Below are 15,847 nucleotides of genomic sequence, written 5' to 3' on the forward strand. Positions count from 1 at the left end.
CTTCGCCAACTCAACTGCGGCTGGAGGCATTTCGGTGAATCTGGTGGTCAACGGAGATGCGGAGAGCGGACCCGGGGGCGGGTCCGCTCCGGTGGGGTCCGTGGCGGGGTGGACCATCCGGCAGGGGGCGCCCGCGCTGGTCGCGTACAGCCTCGGGGGCGGGTATCCGACCCCGTCCGATCCCGGGCCCGCTGCGCGCGGCAGCCGGTTCTTCTCCGGGGGGAACAGCCCGGTCACCGAGCTGGTGCAGGACGTCGCGGTACCGGCCGGGGTGGATTCCGGCAGCGTCCGCTACACGCTCGGCGGCTGGCTGGGCGGCTACCTCGGGCAGGAGGACGGGGTGCAGCTCTCCGTAGAGTTCAGGGACGCCAAGGGCGCCCCGCTCGCGCTGTCGGTGCTGGGGCCGGTGACCTCCGGGGAGCGGGCCGCGCGCACCGCGCTGCTCCAGCGGAGCGTGACCTCCACGGTGCCGCCGGGGGCCCGCAGTGCGCGGGTCCGGCTGGTGTTCACCCGGGCGGGCGGCACCTCCAACGACGGCTACGCCGACGCGGTGTCCCTCGTACTGACCGGGCTGACCGGGCTGGCCGGCGGGGGTGCGGCATGAGGCTCAACCGGCGTGATCTGCTCAAGGCCGCCGGTGCGGCCGGCGCCCTCAACCTGGCCTGGCCGCTGAGTGCCGGGCTGTCCCCCGCCCAGGCCCTGGAGGCGGCGCAGGCCCTGGGCGCCGCGTACGACCCGGCGCCGTTCACCCTCGGGGTGGGCTCCGGCGATCCGCAGCCGGGCAGCGTGGTGCTGTGGACCCGGCTGGCGCCGGAGCCGCTCGCCGCCGAGCAGGCGCTGCCCGACATCGTCGAGGTGGAGTGGCTGGTGGCCGAGGACCCGGCGCTGAGCCGGGTGGTGGCCCGGGGCAGCCACCCCGCCTCCGCCACGCTGGGGCACAGCGTGCACGTCGCCGTGCACGGCCTGGCGCCCGGCACCCGCTACTGGTACGCCTTCACCGCACTCGGGAAGACCAGCCGGGTGGGGCGGACGAAGACGGCCGCCGCCGGCCCGGTCCCCCGGGTCCGGTTCGCCGCCGCCAACTGCCAGGCCTTCCACGACGGCTTCTACGCCGCGCACCGCGGGATCGCCGCCGAGGACCTCGACTTCGTCGTCCACCTCGGGGACTACATCTACGAGCACGGGCCGGTGGGCGGCGACCACGTACGGGACCACGACGCGCCCGCCACGTTCACCCTGGCCGACTACCGGCGGCGGCACGCCCTCTACAAGGGCGACCCGTCGCTGCGCGATGCGCACGCCGCGCACCCCTGGTACCTCACCTGGGACGACCACGAGGTGGTCAACGACTACAGCGGGACCACCGGCGGCGCCCCCTTCCTCAAGCGCCGCTCGGCCGCCTACCAGGCCTGGTACGAGAACCAGCCGCACCGCGACGCCTCGGCGGCCGGCGGGGCCGGGCTGCCCGATCCGGAGATCCACCGGGTCCGGCGCTGGGGCGACCTGCTGGAGCTGACGGTGCTGGACCTGCGGTCGTACCGGTCCGCGCAGAACCTGGCCGGCGGGACCATCCTGGGGGCGCAGCAGAAGGGCTGGCTGAAGCAGAACGTCTCCGCGGCCCCCGACGGCTGGCACGTGTGGGCCAACTCGATCATGCTGAGTCAGCTGCGCTCCCGGGTGGGCGGCGGCTACATGTTCACCGACCAGTGGGACGGGTTCACGGCCGAGCGGAAGGAGGTGCTCACCCATGTGCTGAACTCCGGCATGGAGGACCTGGTGGTGGTCACCGGCGACTGGCACTCGGCGTTCGTGGACGACATCCGGCCGGACTTCGACAACACCGCCTCCCCGGTGATCGGGACCGAGTTCACGGCGCACTCGGTCACCTCGGGCGCGTATTCGGCGGACTGGAACAGGACGAACGGGCCGGTCATGGGCAAGGCGAACCCGCACCTGAAGTACTTCGAGGGGAACCGTTACGGCTACGACGTCTACGAGGCGACGCCCGCCCGCTTCTCCGCGCATCTCCGGGTCATCGCCGACCGCCGCGACCCGAACTCGCCCGTCACCACCCTGACCAGCTTCCACATCGACCGGGGTGTGGCCGGCTCCTACGAGGACCCTGCGACGAAGAACTCACCCGCTCAGTGGCGGCGGGACTAGAAACCCGCCGTTACCGAGGAGTAGCGTCCGGGGGCATGTTCGCTGCCTATGCCGCCCGTATTGACCGTGACCAGCCGCTGAACGGCCTCGAGCTGGGCGAACGCCCGGCCCCCGGGGCGCGTCCCGGCTGGGTGACCGTGAACGTCAGGGCCGCCTCGCTCAACCACCACGATCTGTGGTCGTTGCGCGGGGTGGGCCTCGGCGAGGACAAGCTCCCGATGATCCTGGGCTGCGATGCGGCCGGGATCGACCAGGACGGCAACGAGGTCGTCCTGCACTCCGTGATCGGCGCGACCGGCCACGGGGTCGGCCCGGACGAGCCGCGCTCCATCCTGACGGAGCGCTACCAGGGCACCTTCGCCGAGCAGGTGACCGTCCCGGCCTGGAACGTGCTGCGCAAGCCGGCCGAGCTGTCCTTCGAGGAGGCGGCCTGCCTGCCGACCGCCTGGCTGACGGCCTACCGGATGCTGTTCACCAATGCGGGCGTCCGGCCCGGCGATTCGGTGCTGGTGCAGGGCGCGGGCGGGGGCGTGGCCACCGCCGCGATCGTGCTGGGGAAAGCGGCCGGTCTGCGGGTGTTCGCCACCAGCCGGGACGAGGCCAAACGCAAGCGGGCGGTGGAGCTCGGCGCGGTGGACGCGTTCGAGCCGGGTGCGCGGCTGCCGCAGCGGGTGGACGCGGTGATCGAGACGGTGGGCGCGGCGACCTGGTCGCACTCGGTGAAGTCCCTGCGCCCGGGCGGCACGCTCGTCATCTCGGGCGCGACCAGCGGCGACCGGCCGGCCCACGCGGAGCTGACCCGCATCTTCTTCCTCGAACTCAAGGTCGTCGGCTCCACGATGGGCTCGAAGGAGGAGCTGGAGGACCTGCTCTCGTTCTGCGCGGCGACCGGCGTACGCCCGGTCATCGACGAGGTGCTGCCGCTGGACCGGGCGCGGGAAGGGTTCGAGAAGCTGGCGTCGGGCGACCTGTTCGGCAAGGTGGTCCTGACGGTTTCCTGAGGACCCGGGATCAGGAGGGAGGGTGTCAACCGGGGTTGACAGCCTCCCTCCTGTCAACCTAGATTGACATCCATGACGGAAGCAACCGATCTCGCCGCGCGGGCCGGGGACCCCGACCCGCGGGTGGGCCTGCGCGCCGTGGCGGCCCTCCGGCGGCTGCTGGAGCAGCTGGAGGCCGTACAGGTGCGCAGTGCCCGGGCACAGGGGTGGTCCTGGCAGGAGATCTCGGCCGAACTGGGCGTCAGCCGGCAGGCCGTACACAAGAAGTACGGGAGGCTGTGATGTTCGAACGGTTCACGAGTACGGCCCGGGCAGCGGTGACGGGCGCCGTCGCGGAGGCCCGGCAGGCCGGCGCGGCGGTGGTCACCGAGGAGCACCTGCTGCTGGCGCTGCTGGGCCAGGGGGCGCTGGACCCGCTGGGGGTGGACCGGGGCGCGGTCGCCGCGGGCCTGGCGGAGGCGCGGCGCCGCGGCGGGCTGTCCAAGGCGGACGAGCAGGCGCTGGCCGGCCTGGGCATCGACCTCTCGGAGATCGTGGCGCGGGTGGAACAGACGCACGGCGAGGGCGCCCTGGCGGCCGCGGCGGACTCCGCCGGCCGCCGCCGCGGGCCGCTCCGCTCCCTGCTCGGCCGCTCCGCTCCGGCGGACGGACGGCCCCGCTCCGGGCACGTCCCGTTCAGCGCGGGCGCGAAGAAGACCATCGAACAGTCCCTGCGGGTGGCCCTGGGCCGCCAGGACAACTCCATCGGCCCCCAGCACCTGCTACTGGCCCTGCTGGCGCGGCCGGGAACGGCCGCGGACGTCCTGGCCGCGCAGGGAGTCACGTACGCACGGGCGGAGCAAACCCTGGGCTGACCGGGGCGGGCCGGGACCGCAGTCCGGACAGGACGTCGGGCGCCGGCACACAAACCGCGGCGGTCAGCCTGGGCCGACCAGGCGCCCGGAGAAGGCCGCGGGCCCTGATCCAGGTCAGGCGCGGGCGGCCTGCCGACCAGGCGCCGAGGGAGCCCCGGCACGCAGGGTGGCGGTCAGCCCGGGCCGACCAGGCGCCCGGGGAAGGCCGCGGGCCCCGGTCCGGGTCAGGGGCGGGCGCGCAGGGTGGCCGTCAGGTCGGAGACCGCGGCCGAGAGGCGGCGGTGGGCCTGTGCCAGTTGGGGTTCCGTCACGCCGTGGTCGCGTGCCGCGTCGCGGACCTCGTCGCGGAAGCGGTCCAGCAGCCGGTCCAGGTCGCGGGCCGGGTCCCCGGTCGGGGTGAGGTCCGCCGCCCAGGGCGGATCGGAGGCGCGGCCTGCCGACGCCGGCGACGGGGCAGGCTCTTCGGGGCTGGTGGCGGTGGCGGTGCCGGTGTTGCCCAGCCAGGCGCCGAGCTTGTCCGTGAAGTCCGACAGCCCCTCCCGTACACCGGACCGCGCGAACTGCTCCTGCAGCTGCCCGGCGATCCGCTGGACGTCCTCGCGGGCCTTGTCCTGCGCCTCCTTCGCCTGCCGGCGCGCCTGCTGCGCCTCCTCGCGGGCCCGGCGGCTCTCGTCCTTCGCCCGGCGCGCCTGTTCCTTCCACTCCTGTCGTGCCCGCCGCAGTTCCTCCTTCGCCGCGGCCCAGGCGTCGTCCGCCGGCCCCGGTTCGGCGGCCGCCGAGGCGGAGGCCGCGGCGCGCATCTCGCGCCGCAGGTCGCCGGCCGCGCCCCGGACGTCGTCCCGTATCTCCGCGGCCAGCTCGGAGACCGACTCGCGGATCTCCAGCTCCAGGTCGGCGAGTTCGCCGCCGCGGCCGGCCAGCTCGGCACGCCCGGCGTCGGTGATCGAGTAGACCTTGCGCCCGCCTTCGGTGGCGTGGGTGACCAGCCCCTCGGCCTCCAGCTTGGCCAGCCGCGGGTACACCGTGCCGGCCGAGGGCGCGTACAGCCCCTGGAAGCGCTCTTCGAGCAGGCGGATCACCTCGTAGCCGTGGCGCGGGGCCTCGTCCAGCAGCTTCAGCAGGTAGAGGCGGAGACGGCCGTGTGCGAAGACGGGCGGCATGTCAGAGCACCTTCTTGTCGAACGTGAGGGGAGCCGGGGCGGAGTCCTCCGCGGAGGCGGGGGCCGCCGTCTCGGCGTCCGGGCGGCGCAGCAGCGCGATGGAACCGGAGAGGGTGGTGGCGCGGAGCGTACCGGTGCCCTCCCCCAGGGTCCCGGTGATCCGCTTGGAGCCGATCCTGCCGGACACCCGCAGATCGTCGAAGGCGTTGGAGATGCCACCGCTGGTCGTGCTGGCCTCGACCCTGGCGTGCGCCGGGTGCGGCAGCTGGATCGCGACCTGCCCGGAGACCGAGTTCAGGCTGATGTCGACGGGCTGCCCGGCGGCCGGGGCGGGCGCCAGGTCCAGGAGCATGTCCCCGCTGACGGATTCGGCCCGTACGGTGCCGGCCGCGCCGTCCACCAGGGTGAGCCCGCCGGAGACGGAGCGGAAGCCGAAGTCGCCGTTGAGGGACTGGGCTTCGACGCTGCCGGTGACGGTGCGGGTCCGGACGCTGCCGGAGAGCCGTACGAGGGTGGCGTCGCCGGACACTCCGTGCAGGTCGGTGCCGCCGCGGATCCCGGAGACCACGGCGGCCGCGCCGACCGCGGCGATCTGGACGTGCGCGTCGGCGGGCAGGGTGAGGGTGACCACGGCACTGCGCTCCCAGGCCTTGCGGCCGGAGCCGGACCGCCAGTTCTCCCACGGCTTGGAGTCGAACCATTCGCGCAGGCCCTGGGAACCGTTCCAGGGGAGGTCCTCGTAGGACACGGTGAGGGCGTCGCCGTCCTGCACGATCTGCAGCGGCGGGCCGTCGACCGCGGAAACCTCCAGGCGGGCGGGGCCCTCGTCGGTGCCGACGACGTTCACGGTGCCGTCCAGGACGCGGACGCGGAGGCGCTTGACCGGGGTCTCGAAGGTGAGCTTCTGGGGTTCGGCGATGGACCAGGTCTGCTCGGCCATGGTGCTGATCCTCCTCGTCGGAGCGTCCGGTCGCGAGGCGTCGCGACGCGACGCAACATATCGCGTCTTCCTCGACACGATATATCGCGCTCCGACGAAGTCAAGCACAGGGCGGGCAGCGTTGCCCAAGACCGAACTGGGGCTCCGCCCCAGACCCCGCGCCTCAAACGCCGGCGGGGCTGGAATGTGCTGCGCACATCCAGCCCGCGCGGCGTTTGAGCGCACGGGCGCGAAGCGCACGTACGGGGGTCTGGGGGCTTGCCCCCAGTTTCGGGAAGGGGCGGGGAGGGGAACGGCTCCGCGCAGCGGCGCCCAGCACCGCCCCCGCCCGATGCGGCACGCCGCCCCAAGGGGGGGCATCCGACGGCCGGGGCGCCGGGAGAGCCGGGGGCTACGCCGCTGTGAGCAGAGGGCTGCCCGCGCGGTGGAGCCAGGCACGGTACGGCGCCGCACGGAGGGCCGCCTCGCGGTACGCGGCACGCAGGTCCGCGTACACCTCCGCATACGCCCCCGGCCCCGTCGCCAACAACAGCCGCACCGCCAGCGGATCCCCCGCCAGCGGCCGGATCGCCATGTCCTCCCGCGGCCCGGACGTCGGCTGGCACGGCGCGACCGCCTCACCGGAGACGATCAGTGACGCGGCGGTGTGGTAATCGGCGTGCAGGACCGGCGGATCGAGCCCCGCCCCGGCGAACACCCGCCGCAGCCCGTCCCATTCCCCGTCCACCGACGGATCCACCGTCCACCGGTCCCCCGCCAAGTCCCGCAGGTCCACGACCGGCTGCCGGGCCGCAGGATGGGCCCGCGACATCGACACGAACTGCGGCTCCCGCTCCACGAGCACCCGCACCTGCAACCCCGCCGGCACCCGCAGCGGGCTGCCCTCCACCTCGTGGACGAAGGCCACGTCCAGCTGCCCGGCCGCCACCATCCGCAGCAGCGCGTTCGCCGAGACGTCGACCACCAGCGTGGTCTCGGTGTCCGGGAGCCGCCGGCGCAGCCGCCGCAGCCAGCCCGGCAGGGCGCGGCTGGCGGTGGAGCCGATGCGCAGCCGCTGCCCGTTCGCCTGGGCCTGGGCCCGCGCGTCCGCGACCAGCGCCGCCATCTCCGCCAGCAGCGGCCGGGCCCGGCCGAGTACGGTGCGCCCGAACGGCGTGGGCCGGCAGCCGGTGCGTTCCCGCAGGAACAGCTGCCCGTCCAGGGCCCGTTCGATCCGCTGCAGTTGCGTGGTCAGCGAGGGCTGGCTGACGCCGAGCTGCCGGGCGGCCTTGTGCAGGCTGCCGGCGTCGGCGATGGCGCACAGTGCGCGCAGGTGCCTCACCTCGAGCTCCATGACCCGAGGGTAGGGCGGGCCCGGCGGACCGCACCAGCCACCGATACCCCACCTATTCCCGCCATTTTCACAGGAGTTGGCCAGCCCGCCACCCGCCGATAAGCCCGCGCTATCGGCCGCTGACATCATCCGCCGAACACCTGTGCTCCCCCAGACTCCGGTACCGAACGACCCACCCCCCACACCCGGATCCGGAGGAGCCCCCCACCATGCGCCACTCCCAGTCCCGCCCCCTCTCCCGTTCCCGCAAGGCCTTACTGAGCACCGTGATCGGTCTCGGCCTGGCCACCGCCCTCGGCGTCACCGCCCCCGCCGCCGGCGCGGCCCCGGCGCCCGTCGGAAATGCCGCGAGCTATGCCGCGTACGAGCAGTCGAAGGAGAACGCGGCCGCCAACCGCGCCTTCTTCGAGGCCGTGCAGCGCTCGGTGGCCGAACAGCGCAAGGCCAACCCGGGCGCGCTCGCGGTCACCGTCACCTACAACACCCGCAACGCCCCCAGCTTCCGCTCCCAGATAGCCCGCTCCACCCAGATCTGGAACAGCTCGGTGTCGAACGTGAAGCTCCAGGAGGTCTCCTCCGGCGGCAGCTTCGCGTACTACGAGGGCAACGACTCGCGCGGCTCGTACGCCAGCACCGACGGGCACGGCCGGGGCTACATCTTCCTCGACTACCGGCAGAACCAGCAGTACAACTCCACCCGGGTGACGGCCCACGAGACGGGGCACGTGCTCGGCCTGCCGGACCACTACTCGGGTCCGTGCAGCGAGCTGATGTCGGGCGGCGGGCCGGGCACGTCCTGCCAGAACGCGCAGCCGAACGCACAGGAGCGCTCCCGCGTCGACTACCTGTGGCGCAACGGCCTGGTCGCTGCGCTCCGCTAAGAGCGGCGACGTGCGCTAGGAGGGGTCGGGGGCGACGTACTCGGGGCAGTCCCGGTTCCGGCAGGGGCCCGGGCCCCACGCCGGTACGAAGGCCCCCAGGACCTTGCGCCGTTTGACCACCCTCGCGACGGGACTCCCGCAGGCCGGGCAGAACTGCTGCTCGTGCCCGGCCTGCGGCGCGACCGTCTGGTGCGGATGCTGATCGTGACCGGTCATACCTCTACGGTAGGCCGGTTCGCCGGTTTCAGCGCTTGCGCGGGCAGGGCGCAATGAAACACTTCAGTCGAAGTACGGCAGATGAAGTGAAAACCGGCGATGCCGACGGTCAGCTGCGCGGCTTGCGCCACATCGGCCACATCAGCGGCCCGTCCGGCAACTGCACCGCCGTCCCGGTGAACTCCCAGCCGAGCCGCTCGTACAGCCCCCTGCTCCGCCCACTGCTCGCCTCCAGGTACGCCGGTACGCCGTCCCGGTCGCAGCGCTCCAGCACCGGCCGCATCAGCTCGGTGCCCAGCCCCTCCCCCTGCCGGTCCGGGGCGACCGCGATCATCAGCAGGTATTCGTGCTCCTCCGCGGTCGGGTGGACCTCGCCGGTCAGCCGGCCGACCAGCTCGCAGCGCTCGTTGTCCGGATCGGCCACGGCGCGCATCTTCGCCGGGATCTCGTCCCCGCCCTCCGGCTCACCGGCCGGGATCCGCAGCCACAGGGCCGCGCACGAGCCGTCCGCCGCGTAGTCGATCCGGCCCTGTTCCAGCGCCACGTCGACGAACACGCCCAGGAACTTTCCGTGCACCGCGCGCCGGTGCGCCGGGTCGGGGAAGACCCAGCTGCTCACCGGGTCGTTCTGGAAGGCCTCGTCGAGCAGCCGCGCCACCGCGTCCCGGTCCGACGGCCCCGCCTGGCGTATCTCCAGTCCCACTGGCCCCACCCCTTCGATCATGCATCAACAACCCCCAGTGATCCTAGAGTTGGCGCGATCATGCGGAAAGGCCTGTTCCGGCACACCAAGTGCCGGAACAGGCCTCGAAGACTGAGTCTCCCCGCGGGTCTACCGCGTGCGCCGGGTCACGAACTCCGCCAGCGCCAGCAGGCCGCCCGCCGCCCCGAGGTCCGGAACCGCCCGGGAGAGCTGGTGCACCGCCCGGCCCATCCGGTCCGCGGCATGGGCCTGTGCCCAGTCGCGGCCGCCGGCCCGTTCCACCGCGTCGGCCGCCCGCTGCACCTGGTCCCCGGTCATGGGGCCGGCGTACAGCTCGGCCAGTTCCCGGCCCGCCTCGGTGCCCGAGGTGAGGGCGGCCACGACGGGCAGGGACTTCTTGCGGGCGAGCAGATCGGCCCCGGCAGGTTTGCCGGTGTGCTCCGGGTCGCCCCAGATGCCGATCAGGTCGTCGATCAGCTGGAAGGCCAGACCGGCCTCCCGCCCGAAGCCGTCCATGGCGTCGACCTCGTCGGGGCCGGCCCCGGCGTACAGCGCGCCGAGCGCGCACGCGCACCCCAGCAGCGCGCCGGTCTTGGCCATGGCCATGGCCATGCATTCGTCCAGCGACACGTGCGTCCGCTGCTCGAAGGCGCAGTCCGCCTGCTGGCCCGCGCACAGCTCGATCACGCAGGACGCGAGCCTGGCCGAGGCCCCGGCGGAGGCGGGGTGGGGGTCCTCCGCCAGCAGGCGCAGGGCGAGGGCCAGCATGGCGTCCCCGGTGATGATCGCGTCCGGTATCCCGAACACGGTCCACGCCGTGGCTCTGCCGCGCCGCCGCGCGTCCTCGTCGATGACGTCGTCGTGCAGCAGGGTGAAGTTGTGCGCCAGCTCCACGGCCGCCGCCGCCCGCACCGCGGCGTCCGCCGCCGCCGGCCCGCCGGGCCCGCCCAGCGCCTGCGCCGAGGCGAGCACCAGGGCGGGCCGGATGGCCTTGCCCGCCTGGCCCGCGGACGGAGAGCCGTCGGCCTGCTCCCAGCCGAAGTGGTACATGGCCACCCGGCGCATGGAACCGGGCAACTCCTCGACCGTACGGCGCAGTTGCGGGTTAACCGTTTCTCTTGTCTGTTCCAGCAGGGCAGCGGCTTCCTGGCCTTCGCCGGTCGCGATCGCGTTCACCGTGCTCAGCGCCAGCGGCCGATCTCGACGTTTTCCAGCACACCCAGCGCGTCCGGGACCAGCACGGCCGCGGAGAAGTAGGCGGTGACCAGGTACGAGATGATCGCCTGCTCGCTGATGCCCATGAAGCGGACCGACAGGCTCGGCTCGATCTCGTCCGGGATGCCCGGCTGGTGCAGGCCGATCACGCCCTGCTCGTCCTCGCCGGTACGCATGCAGAGGATGGAGGTCGTACGGGCGTCACTGATCGGGATCTTGTTGGACGGGAAGATCGGCACCCCGCGCCAGGACATCACCCGGTTGCCGCCGACGTCGATCGACTCCGGGCACAGGCCGCGCTTGTTGCACTCGCGGCCGAAGGCGGCGATGGCCTTGGGGTGGGCGAGGAAGAGCTTGGAGCCGCGCCGCATGCTGAGCAGCTGGTCCATGTCGTCGGGGCTGGGCGCGCCGTCGTGTGGCTGGATGCGCTGGTCGTAGTCCGCGTTGTGGAGCAGGCCGAACTCGCGGTTGTTGAGCATCTCGTGCTCCTGGCGCTCGCGCAGCGCCTCGACCGTGAGCCGCAACTGCTGCTCGGTCTGGTTCATCGGCTGGTTGTACAGGTCGGCGACGCGCGTGTGGACCCGCAGCACGGTCTGGGCGATGCTCAGTTCGTACTCGCGCGGCCTGGCCTCGTAGTCCACGAAGGTGCCGGGCAGTACGGCCTCGCCGACGTGTCCGGCGGAGAGGTCGATCTCGGCCTCGCCGTACTTGTTGGTGCGCTGCTCGGGCAGGGCGCGGACCCGGTCGACGTGCGCGCGGAGCGAGTCGACGCGGTCGGCGAGCAGCTGGAAGTCCTGACGGGAGAGGACCAGCGCCGTGCCGGAGGTGGCGGCGCGGGCGGTGTACTCCCAGATGGCCTCGTCGTCGACGAGGCCGTCGTCGCCGAAGTACGCGCCGTCGGCGACGGTGCGGAGCACCGCGTCCTCGCCGTAGGGGCCGGGGCCGACCTGGTCGATCCGGCCGTGGGCGAGGAGGAAGAGCGTGTCGGCCCGGCTGCCGAAGGAGGTGAGCTCCTGGCCGGCCTCGAAGTCGAGCTGGCGGCAGCGCTGGGCGAGCTCGCCGAGCACGTCGAGGTCCTCGTACTCGCGCAGCAGCGGCAGTTCACCGAGCTCGGCCGGAATGACCTGGACCCGGTCCCCGGTCTTGATGAACGTGACGCGGCCGTCGCCCACCGAGTAGCTGAGCCGGCGGTTGACCCGGTACGTGCCGCCCTGCACGGACACCCACGGCAGCATCTTGAGGAGCCACCTGGAGGTGATCTCCTGCATCTGCGGCGCGGACTTGGTCGTGGTTGCCAAGTTCCGTGCGGCCGAGGTGGCGAGACTGCGCTGTGGCAGCGGCTGCGCCTCGGTTTCGGAACCTGCCTGGACCGACATGTGTCATTCCCTTTCGATCACTCCATGAATCTGCAGACGACAGCCTCCCAGTACGGAACGTGACGGGGCCATTACACAAAAGGGTGGGACTACTCCCGCCGGGCGTGGGCACTCTCTTCTGTTCACCGGCGCCTCATCCACCCCACCGGTTTCAGCCACCCACCCGGGGTCAGAGCCTCAACGCCGCCCGACAGGGGGGTCGGCGGCGGACGCCCACCACGAGCCGAACGACCCGGACCCCTGCTGCTCGCGAGGACCTGAAGTGACTGTCCGGATTCGCTCGCTCACCGTACGAATGCACTAGCCGCGGAAGGGCCGCCTCCGCTACACCCGGTGACAAGGGGTTCCCGAAGGGAAGGAGGCGGCCATGGCCGCACCCATGTCCGCGGCACGGTTCATCCGGGCACTGCGGGCCGAAGGGCTGACCGTCGTCGAGGTCGGCGCCTGGCGCACACACAACCGCAACCACAAGGGGCCCTGGGGCCCGGTCCACGGGGTGATGATCCACCACACCGTCTCCCGGGGCACGGCGAACACCGTGTCGTTCTGCCGCGAGGGCGACTCGGACCTCCCCGGGCCGCTCTGCCACGGCGTGATCACCAAGGACGGCCGGGTCCACCTCGTCGGCTACGGCCGCGCCAATCACGCCGGAGCCGGCGACTCCGACGTCCTCGCGGCGGTGATCGCGGAGAAGGCCCTGCCGCCGGACAACCAGGCGAACACGGACGGCAACCGCCACTTCTACGGCTTCGAGTGCGAGAACCTCGGCGACGGCGAAGACCCCTGGCCGGCAGTCCAACTCGACGCGATCGCCCGCGCCTCGGCCGCGATCTGCCGCGTCCACGGCTGGACCGCCCGCTCGGTCATCGGCCACCTGGAATGGCGGCCGGGCAAGATCGACCCGAAGGGCTTCACGATGGCCTCCCTCCGCAACCGCATCACCGACCGCCTGAAATGACCCGCCGGCCCGGCTGTGGCCCGGGTCAGGGCTCTGACGTGGGACAGCGCGGGCCGGAACGGCACACAATGGGTGGGTGAACCGCCCAGCCGACCTTGACGTGCTCTTGCAGCCGCGCCCGCCCTCGCCGCTGCAAGAGATCCGTGACGAGCGGTTCGAGCGGCGCGGCGTGCGGCTGCTGCTCAAGCGGGACGATCTCGTGCACCCCGAGCTGCCGGGGAACAAGTGGCGCAAGCTGGCGCCGAACCTGCGGGCCGCGGTCGAGGGCGGGTACCCCTCGCTGCTGACCTTCGGCGGGGCCTACTCGAACCACCTGCGGGCCACCGCGGCCGCCGGGCGGCTGTTGTCGCTGCCCACCGTGGGCGTCGTGCGCGGCGAGGAGCTCGCCGGGCGGCCGCTGAATCCCTCGCTGGCGCGGTGCGTGGCCGACGGGATGCGGCTGCACTTCGTGAGCCGGGCCCGGTACCGGGAGAAGTCCGACCCCGCCCTGCCGGCGGAGGCGGGAGCAGCCGACGCGTACGTCGTCCCCGAGGGCGGCAGCAATCCCCTCGCCCTGACGGGCTGCGCGGAGCTGGGCCGCGAACTGGCCGGGGCGGCGGACGTGGTGGCGGTCGCCTGCGGCACCGGCGGAACACTGGCCGGCCTGGCGGCCGGGCTGGGGCCGGGACAGCGGGCGCTGGGGGTGCCGGTGCTGCGCGGGGGCTTCCTGGCGGGGGAGATACGTTCCCTTCAGACGGCGGCGTACGGAACTCCGCCGGCGAACTGGAGCCTGGCGGAGGGGTACGACCACGGCGGGTACGCCCGGGTGCCTGCGGAACTCGAAGCGTTCGCCGCCGACTTCGAGGCGCGGCATACCGTGCCGGTGGAGCGGATCTACGTGGCCAAACTGCTGTGGGCCCTCACCGCCCTGACCGGAGCCGGCACCTTCCCCGCCGGGACCACGGTGGCCGCCGTCCTCACGGGCCGCCCCTGACCCCGCGCGCGTCGGGGCCCGGGGCCGAGGGTCCGTCGGCTACGTCGACTCCTCCCGGTATGCCGCCGCCTCCTCCAGGTCCAGGCGGCGCAGCAGCACCCGCAGCATCTCGTCGTCGATGCGGCGCGCGTCGCGGAGGGCGACGAAGACCTCCCGTTCCGCCTCGATCATTTCGCCGGACAGCCGCCGGTAGACGTCGTCCGCCGACTCCCCGGTCACCGGGTTCGCCTCGCCCAGCCGCTCCCACACCGCGTTGCGCCGCCGCTCCAGCACGGTGCGGAGCCGGTCCGCCAGCGGCTGGGGGAGCTGGTTGGCCGGGTCCTGGAGGAGTTCCGTCAGGCGGGCTTCCGCCGCCCGGGAGGCCTCGCTCTGGGCCTGGGCCTCCGCGAGGGTCTCCGCCTGCGCGTTGCGCTGCGGCAGCCGCAGCGCGCGGATCAGCGGAGGCAGGGTCAGGCCCTGCACCACCAGCGTGCCGATGACGGTGGTGAAGGTGAGGAAGAGGATCAGGTTCCGCGCCGGGAAGGGCTCCCCGTCGTCCATGGTCATCGGGATGGAGAACGCGATGGCCAGCGAGACCACGCCCCGCATCCCCGCCCAGCCCACGATCACCGGGGCCTTCCAGGTGGTTTCCTTCTCGCGTTCCCGGATCCGGGCGGACAGCGCCCGCGGCAGGAAGGTCGCCGGGAACACCCACACGAAGCGGGCGACGACCACCGCCAGGAACACCGCCAGCGCGTACCAGGCGGCGTCCGGGCCCTCGTACGCGCCCAGGCCCCTCAGGACCACCGGCAGTTGGAGGCCGATCAGGGCGAAGACCACCGACTCCAGGATGAACGCGACCATCTTCCAGACCGCCGCCTCCTGAAGCCGGGTCGCGAAGTCGACCTGCCAGGCCCGGTGGCCGAGGTAGAGGGCGACGACCACCACGGCCAGCACGCCCGAGGCGTGCACCCGCTCGGCGGCCGCGTACGCCACGAAGGGGATCAGCAGGGACAGGGTGTTCTGGAGCAGGGGTTCCCGCAGCCGGGTGCGGAGGTGATGGATCGGGACCATCAGCAGCAGGCCCACGCCCACGCCGCCGACCGAGGCCAGCAGGAAGTCGGTGATCCCGCCCGCCCAGCCGGCGCCCTCCCCGACCACCGCCGCCAGGGCCACCTTGAACGCGGTGATGGCGGTCGCGTCGTTCACCAGCGACTCGCCCTGCAGGATGGTGGTGGTCCGGGACGGCAGGCCGAGCCGCCGGGCGATCGCGGTCGCGGCGACCGCGTCCGGCGGGGCGATCACCGCGCCCAGCACCAGCGCGGCGGTCAGCGGCAGGTCCGGCACCACCAGATGGGCCGCGTAGCCGACCGCCAGGGTCGCGAAGAGCACGTACCCCACCGACAGCAGGGCGACCGGGCGGATGTTGGCCCGCAGGTCCAGGTACGAGCTGTCCACCGCGGCCGTGTACAGCAGCGGCGGCAGCAGCAGCGGCAGCACGATGTGCGGGTCCAGCGTGTAGTCGGGCACGCCCGGCATGTACGAGGCCGCGAGCCCGGCGGCGACCAGCAGCAGCGGCGCCGGCACCGGGGTCCGGCGGGCCAGCCCCGCCACGGCGGCGCTGCCCGCCACCAGTGCCACCAGCGGAAGTACCTCCATGGAAAGATCCGCCCTCCGTTCCTCGACGTGCGCCCCCACCTGCGTAACCTGGCCATCATGAGCGAGTGCCCGCACGTTCCCGAACTGCCGCGCCCCGAGCCTGCCCCGCATGCCCTGACCTGCCCGGAATGCGAGGCCGTGGGCAGCCATCCGGTGCAGTTGCGGCTCTGTCTCTGGTGCGGCCACGTGGGGTGCTGCGACTCGTCCCCGCACCGGCACGCCACCGCGCATTTCCTGGAAAGCGGGCATCCCGTGATGCGGAGTTTCGAGCCCGGCGAGACCTGGCGCTGGTGTTTTGTCGATGCCTCGATCGTCTGAGGTTCGATCGCTCGCGGCGGGGTAGGTCAACCCTCCGCCGGTTCCCTCGATTTGGGCCCGCAGACCCCTAGCCACTGTGCGTACCCATGGGCTTACCATCGGTCACTGACTGCCATTG

General features: G+C 72.9%; 17 protein-coding genes. 9 read left to right on the forward strand and 8 right to left on the reverse strand.

Going from position 1 to position 15,847, the window contains the following annotated elements:
• Nucleotides 1-100 precede the first annotated feature (100 nt).
• From AB0447_RS03985 to AB0447_RS04005, 5 genes are all read left to right on the forward strand, one after another.
• Entirely contained in the window at nt 101-604 is a 504-nt protein-coding gene (locus AB0447_RS03985) for a phosphoesterase (RefSeq protein WP_366474857.1), read from the forward strand.
• On the forward strand, nt 601-2,163 hold the full coding sequence (locus AB0447_RS03990; RefSeq protein ID WP_366474858.1) for an alkaline phosphatase D family protein: 1,563 nt from the start codon (nt 601-603) through the stop codon (nt 2,161-2,163). Before AB0447_RS03985 ends, AB0447_RS03990 begins: the two co-directional genes overlap by 4 nt.
• 35 nt (nt 2,164-2,198) lie before the next feature.
• On the forward strand, nt 2,199-3,164 hold the full coding sequence (locus AB0447_RS03995) for a zinc-binding dehydrogenase (RefSeq protein ID WP_366474859.1): 966 nt from the start codon (nt 2,199-2,201) through the stop codon (nt 3,162-3,164).
• A gap of 72 nt (nt 3,165-3,236) precedes the next feature.
• Nucleotides 3,237-3,446 (forward strand): helix-turn-helix domain-containing protein, encoded by a 210-nt coding sequence (locus AB0447_RS04000; RefSeq protein ID WP_366474860.1) that lies wholly within the window; start codon nt 3,237-3,239, stop codon nt 3,444-3,446.
• Nucleotides 3,446-4,018 carry a Clp protease N-terminal domain-containing protein gene (locus AB0447_RS04005; protein ID WP_366474861.1) on the forward strand — a complete coding sequence of 191 codons (573 nt, stop codon included), beginning with the start codon at nt 3,446-3,448 and terminating at the stop codon, nt 4,016-4,018. The genes AB0447_RS04000 and AB0447_RS04005 overlap by 1 nt, the downstream gene beginning before the upstream one ends.
• Before the next feature lie 224 nt (nt 4,019-4,242).
• Here AB0447_RS04005 and AB0447_RS04010 read toward each other — a convergent pair whose 3' ends face one another.
• From AB0447_RS04010 to AB0447_RS04020, 3 genes are all read right to left on the reverse strand, one after another.
• Entirely contained in the window at nt 4,243-5,178 is a 936-nt protein-coding gene (locus AB0447_RS04010) for a helix-turn-helix transcriptional regulator (protein ID WP_366474862.1), read from the reverse strand.
• A 1-nt stretch (nt 5,179) separates the two neighbouring features.
• Nucleotides 5,180-6,118: a DUF4097 family beta strand repeat-containing protein gene (locus tag AB0447_RS04015; protein ID WP_366474863.1), complete on the reverse strand. Its 939-nt coding sequence runs from the start codon at nt 6,116-6,118 to the stop codon at nt 5,180-5,182.
• 391 nt (nt 6,119-6,509) lie between these two features.
• Complete coding sequence (locus tag AB0447_RS04020; RefSeq protein ID WP_366474864.1) at nt 6,510-7,451, reverse strand: LysR family transcriptional regulator; 942 nt, start codon at nt 7,449-7,451, stop codon at nt 6,510-6,512.
• Nucleotides 7,452-7,660: 209 nt separating this feature from the next.
• Here AB0447_RS04020 and snpA point away from each other — a divergent pair, with 209 nt between their 5' ends.
• Entirely contained in the window at nt 7,661-8,332 is a 672-nt protein-coding gene (gene snpA / locus AB0447_RS04025; protein WP_366474865.1) for a snapalysin, read from the forward strand.
• 15 nt (nt 8,333-8,347) lie between these two features.
• Here the strand turns inward: snpA and AB0447_RS04030 are convergent, their stop codons facing one another.
• The 4 genes from AB0447_RS04030 to AB0447_RS04045 form a co-directional block, all read right to left on the reverse strand.
• Nucleotides 8,348-8,548: a hypothetical protein gene (locus tag AB0447_RS04030; protein WP_366474866.1), complete on the reverse strand. Its 201-nt coding sequence runs from the start codon at nt 8,546-8,548 to the stop codon at nt 8,348-8,350.
• Between the two features lie 109 nt (nt 8,549-8,657).
• Nucleotides 8,658-9,251 carry a GNAT family N-acetyltransferase gene (locus AB0447_RS04035; protein ID WP_366474868.1) on the reverse strand — a complete coding sequence of 198 codons (594 nt, stop codon included), beginning with the start codon at nt 9,249-9,251 and terminating at the stop codon, nt 8,658-8,660.
• A gap of 129 nt (nt 9,252-9,380) precedes the next feature.
• A complete protein-coding gene (locus AB0447_RS04040; RefSeq protein ID WP_366475088.1) occupies nt 9,381-10,442 on the reverse strand; it encodes a family 2 encapsulin nanocompartment cargo protein polyprenyl transferase in 1,062 nt (353 codons plus the stop codon).
• The gene (locus AB0447_RS04045; RefSeq protein ID WP_366474869.1) at nt 10,433-11,842 is read right to left on the reverse strand and encodes a family 2B encapsulin nanocompartment shell protein; all 1,410 of its coding nucleotides are present in this window, start codon (nt 11,840-11,842) and stop codon (nt 10,433-10,435) included. The genes AB0447_RS04040 and AB0447_RS04045 overlap by 10 nt, the downstream gene beginning before the upstream one ends.
• A 367-nt stretch (nt 11,843-12,209) precedes the next feature.
• Between AB0447_RS04045 and AB0447_RS04050 the strand changes: the two genes are divergently transcribed.
• Together AB0447_RS04050 and AB0447_RS04055 are read left to right on the forward strand one after the other, a co-directional pair.
• The gene (locus AB0447_RS04050) at nt 12,210-12,800 is read left to right on the forward strand and encodes an N-acetylmuramoyl-L-alanine amidase (RefSeq protein WP_366474870.1); all 591 of its coding nucleotides are present in this window, start codon (nt 12,210-12,212) and stop codon (nt 12,798-12,800) included.
• 76 nt (nt 12,801-12,876) lie between these two features.
• Nucleotides 12,877-13,773 (forward strand): pyridoxal-phosphate dependent enzyme, encoded by an 897-nt coding sequence (locus AB0447_RS04055; RefSeq protein WP_366474871.1) that lies wholly within the window; start codon nt 12,877-12,879, stop codon nt 13,771-13,773.
• 39 nt (nt 13,774-13,812) lie between these two features.
• Here AB0447_RS04055 and AB0447_RS04060 read toward each other — a convergent pair whose 3' ends face one another.
• Nucleotides 13,813-15,411, reverse strand: coding sequence for a Na+/H+ antiporter (locus tag AB0447_RS04060; protein WP_366474872.1), 1,599 nt, complete (start codon nt 15,409-15,411; stop codon nt 13,813-13,815).
• 57 nt (nt 15,412-15,468) lie between these two features.
• On the opposite strand from AB0447_RS04060, the gene AB0447_RS04065 reads away from it, so the two are divergent.
• Nucleotides 15,469-15,729: a UBP-type zinc finger domain-containing protein gene (locus tag AB0447_RS04065; protein ID WP_366474873.1), complete on the forward strand. Its 261-nt coding sequence runs from the start codon at nt 15,469-15,471 to the stop codon at nt 15,727-15,729.
• The last annotated feature ends 118 nt before the right edge of the window (nt 15,730-15,847 follow it).

The organism is Streptomyces sp. NPDC051211 (assembly GCF_040689505.1).
GTDB lineage: Bacteria > Actinomycetota > Actinomycetes > Streptomycetales > Streptomycetaceae > Streptomyces.

What these genes read in the sequence shown, in the direction of transcription:
- AB0447_RS04015 (WP_366474863.1), bottom strand. Translation starts at nt 6,118, where the DNA reads ATGGCCGAGCAGACCTGGTCCATCGCCGAACCCCAGAAGCTCACCTTC.
- AB0447_RS04020 (WP_366474864.1), bottom strand. Translation starts at nt 7,451, where the DNA reads ATGGAGCTCGAGGTGAGGCACCTGCGCGCACTGTGCGCCATCGCCGAC.
- AB0447_RS04050 (WP_366474870.1), top strand. Translation starts at nt 12,210, where the DNA reads ATGGCCGCACCCATGTCCGCGGCACGGTTCATCCGGGCACTGCGGGCC.
- AB0447_RS04005 (WP_366474861.1), top strand. Translation starts at nt 3,446, where the DNA reads ATGTTCGAACGGTTCACGAGTACGGCCCGGGCAGCGGTGACGGGCGCC.
- AB0447_RS03995 (WP_366474859.1), top strand. Translation starts at nt 2,199, where the DNA reads ATGTTCGCTGCCTATGCCGCCCGTATTGACCGTGACCAGCCGCTGAAC.
- AB0447_RS04010 (WP_366474862.1), bottom strand. Translation starts at nt 5,178, where the DNA reads ATGCCGCCCGTCTTCGCACACGGCCGTCTCCGCCTCTACCTGCTGAAG.
- AB0447_RS03990 (WP_366474858.1), top strand. Translation starts at nt 601, where the DNA reads ATGAGGCTCAACCGGCGTGATCTGCTCAAGGCCGCCGGTGCGGCCGGC.
- AB0447_RS04045 (WP_366474869.1), bottom strand. Translation starts at nt 11,842, where the DNA reads ATGTCGGTCCAGGCAGGTTCCGAAACCGAGGCGCAGCCGCTGCCACAG.
- AB0447_RS04065 (WP_366474873.1), top strand. Translation starts at nt 15,469, where the DNA reads ATGAGCGAGTGCCCGCACGTTCCCGAACTGCCGCGCCCCGAGCCTGCC.
- AB0447_RS04030 (WP_366474866.1), bottom strand. Translation starts at nt 8,548, where the DNA reads ATGACCGGTCACGATCAGCATCCGCACCAGACGGTCGCGCCGCAGGCC.
- AB0447_RS04060 (WP_366474872.1), bottom strand. Translation starts at nt 15,411, where the DNA reads ATGGAGGTACTTCCGCTGGTGGCACTGGTGGCGGGCAGCGCCGCCGTG.
- snpA (WP_366474865.1), top strand. Translation starts at nt 7,661, where the DNA reads ATGCGCCACTCCCAGTCCCGCCCCCTCTCCCGTTCCCGCAAGGCCTTA.
- AB0447_RS04000 (WP_366474860.1), top strand. Translation starts at nt 3,237, where the DNA reads ATGACGGAAGCAACCGATCTCGCCGCGCGGGCCGGGGACCCCGACCCG.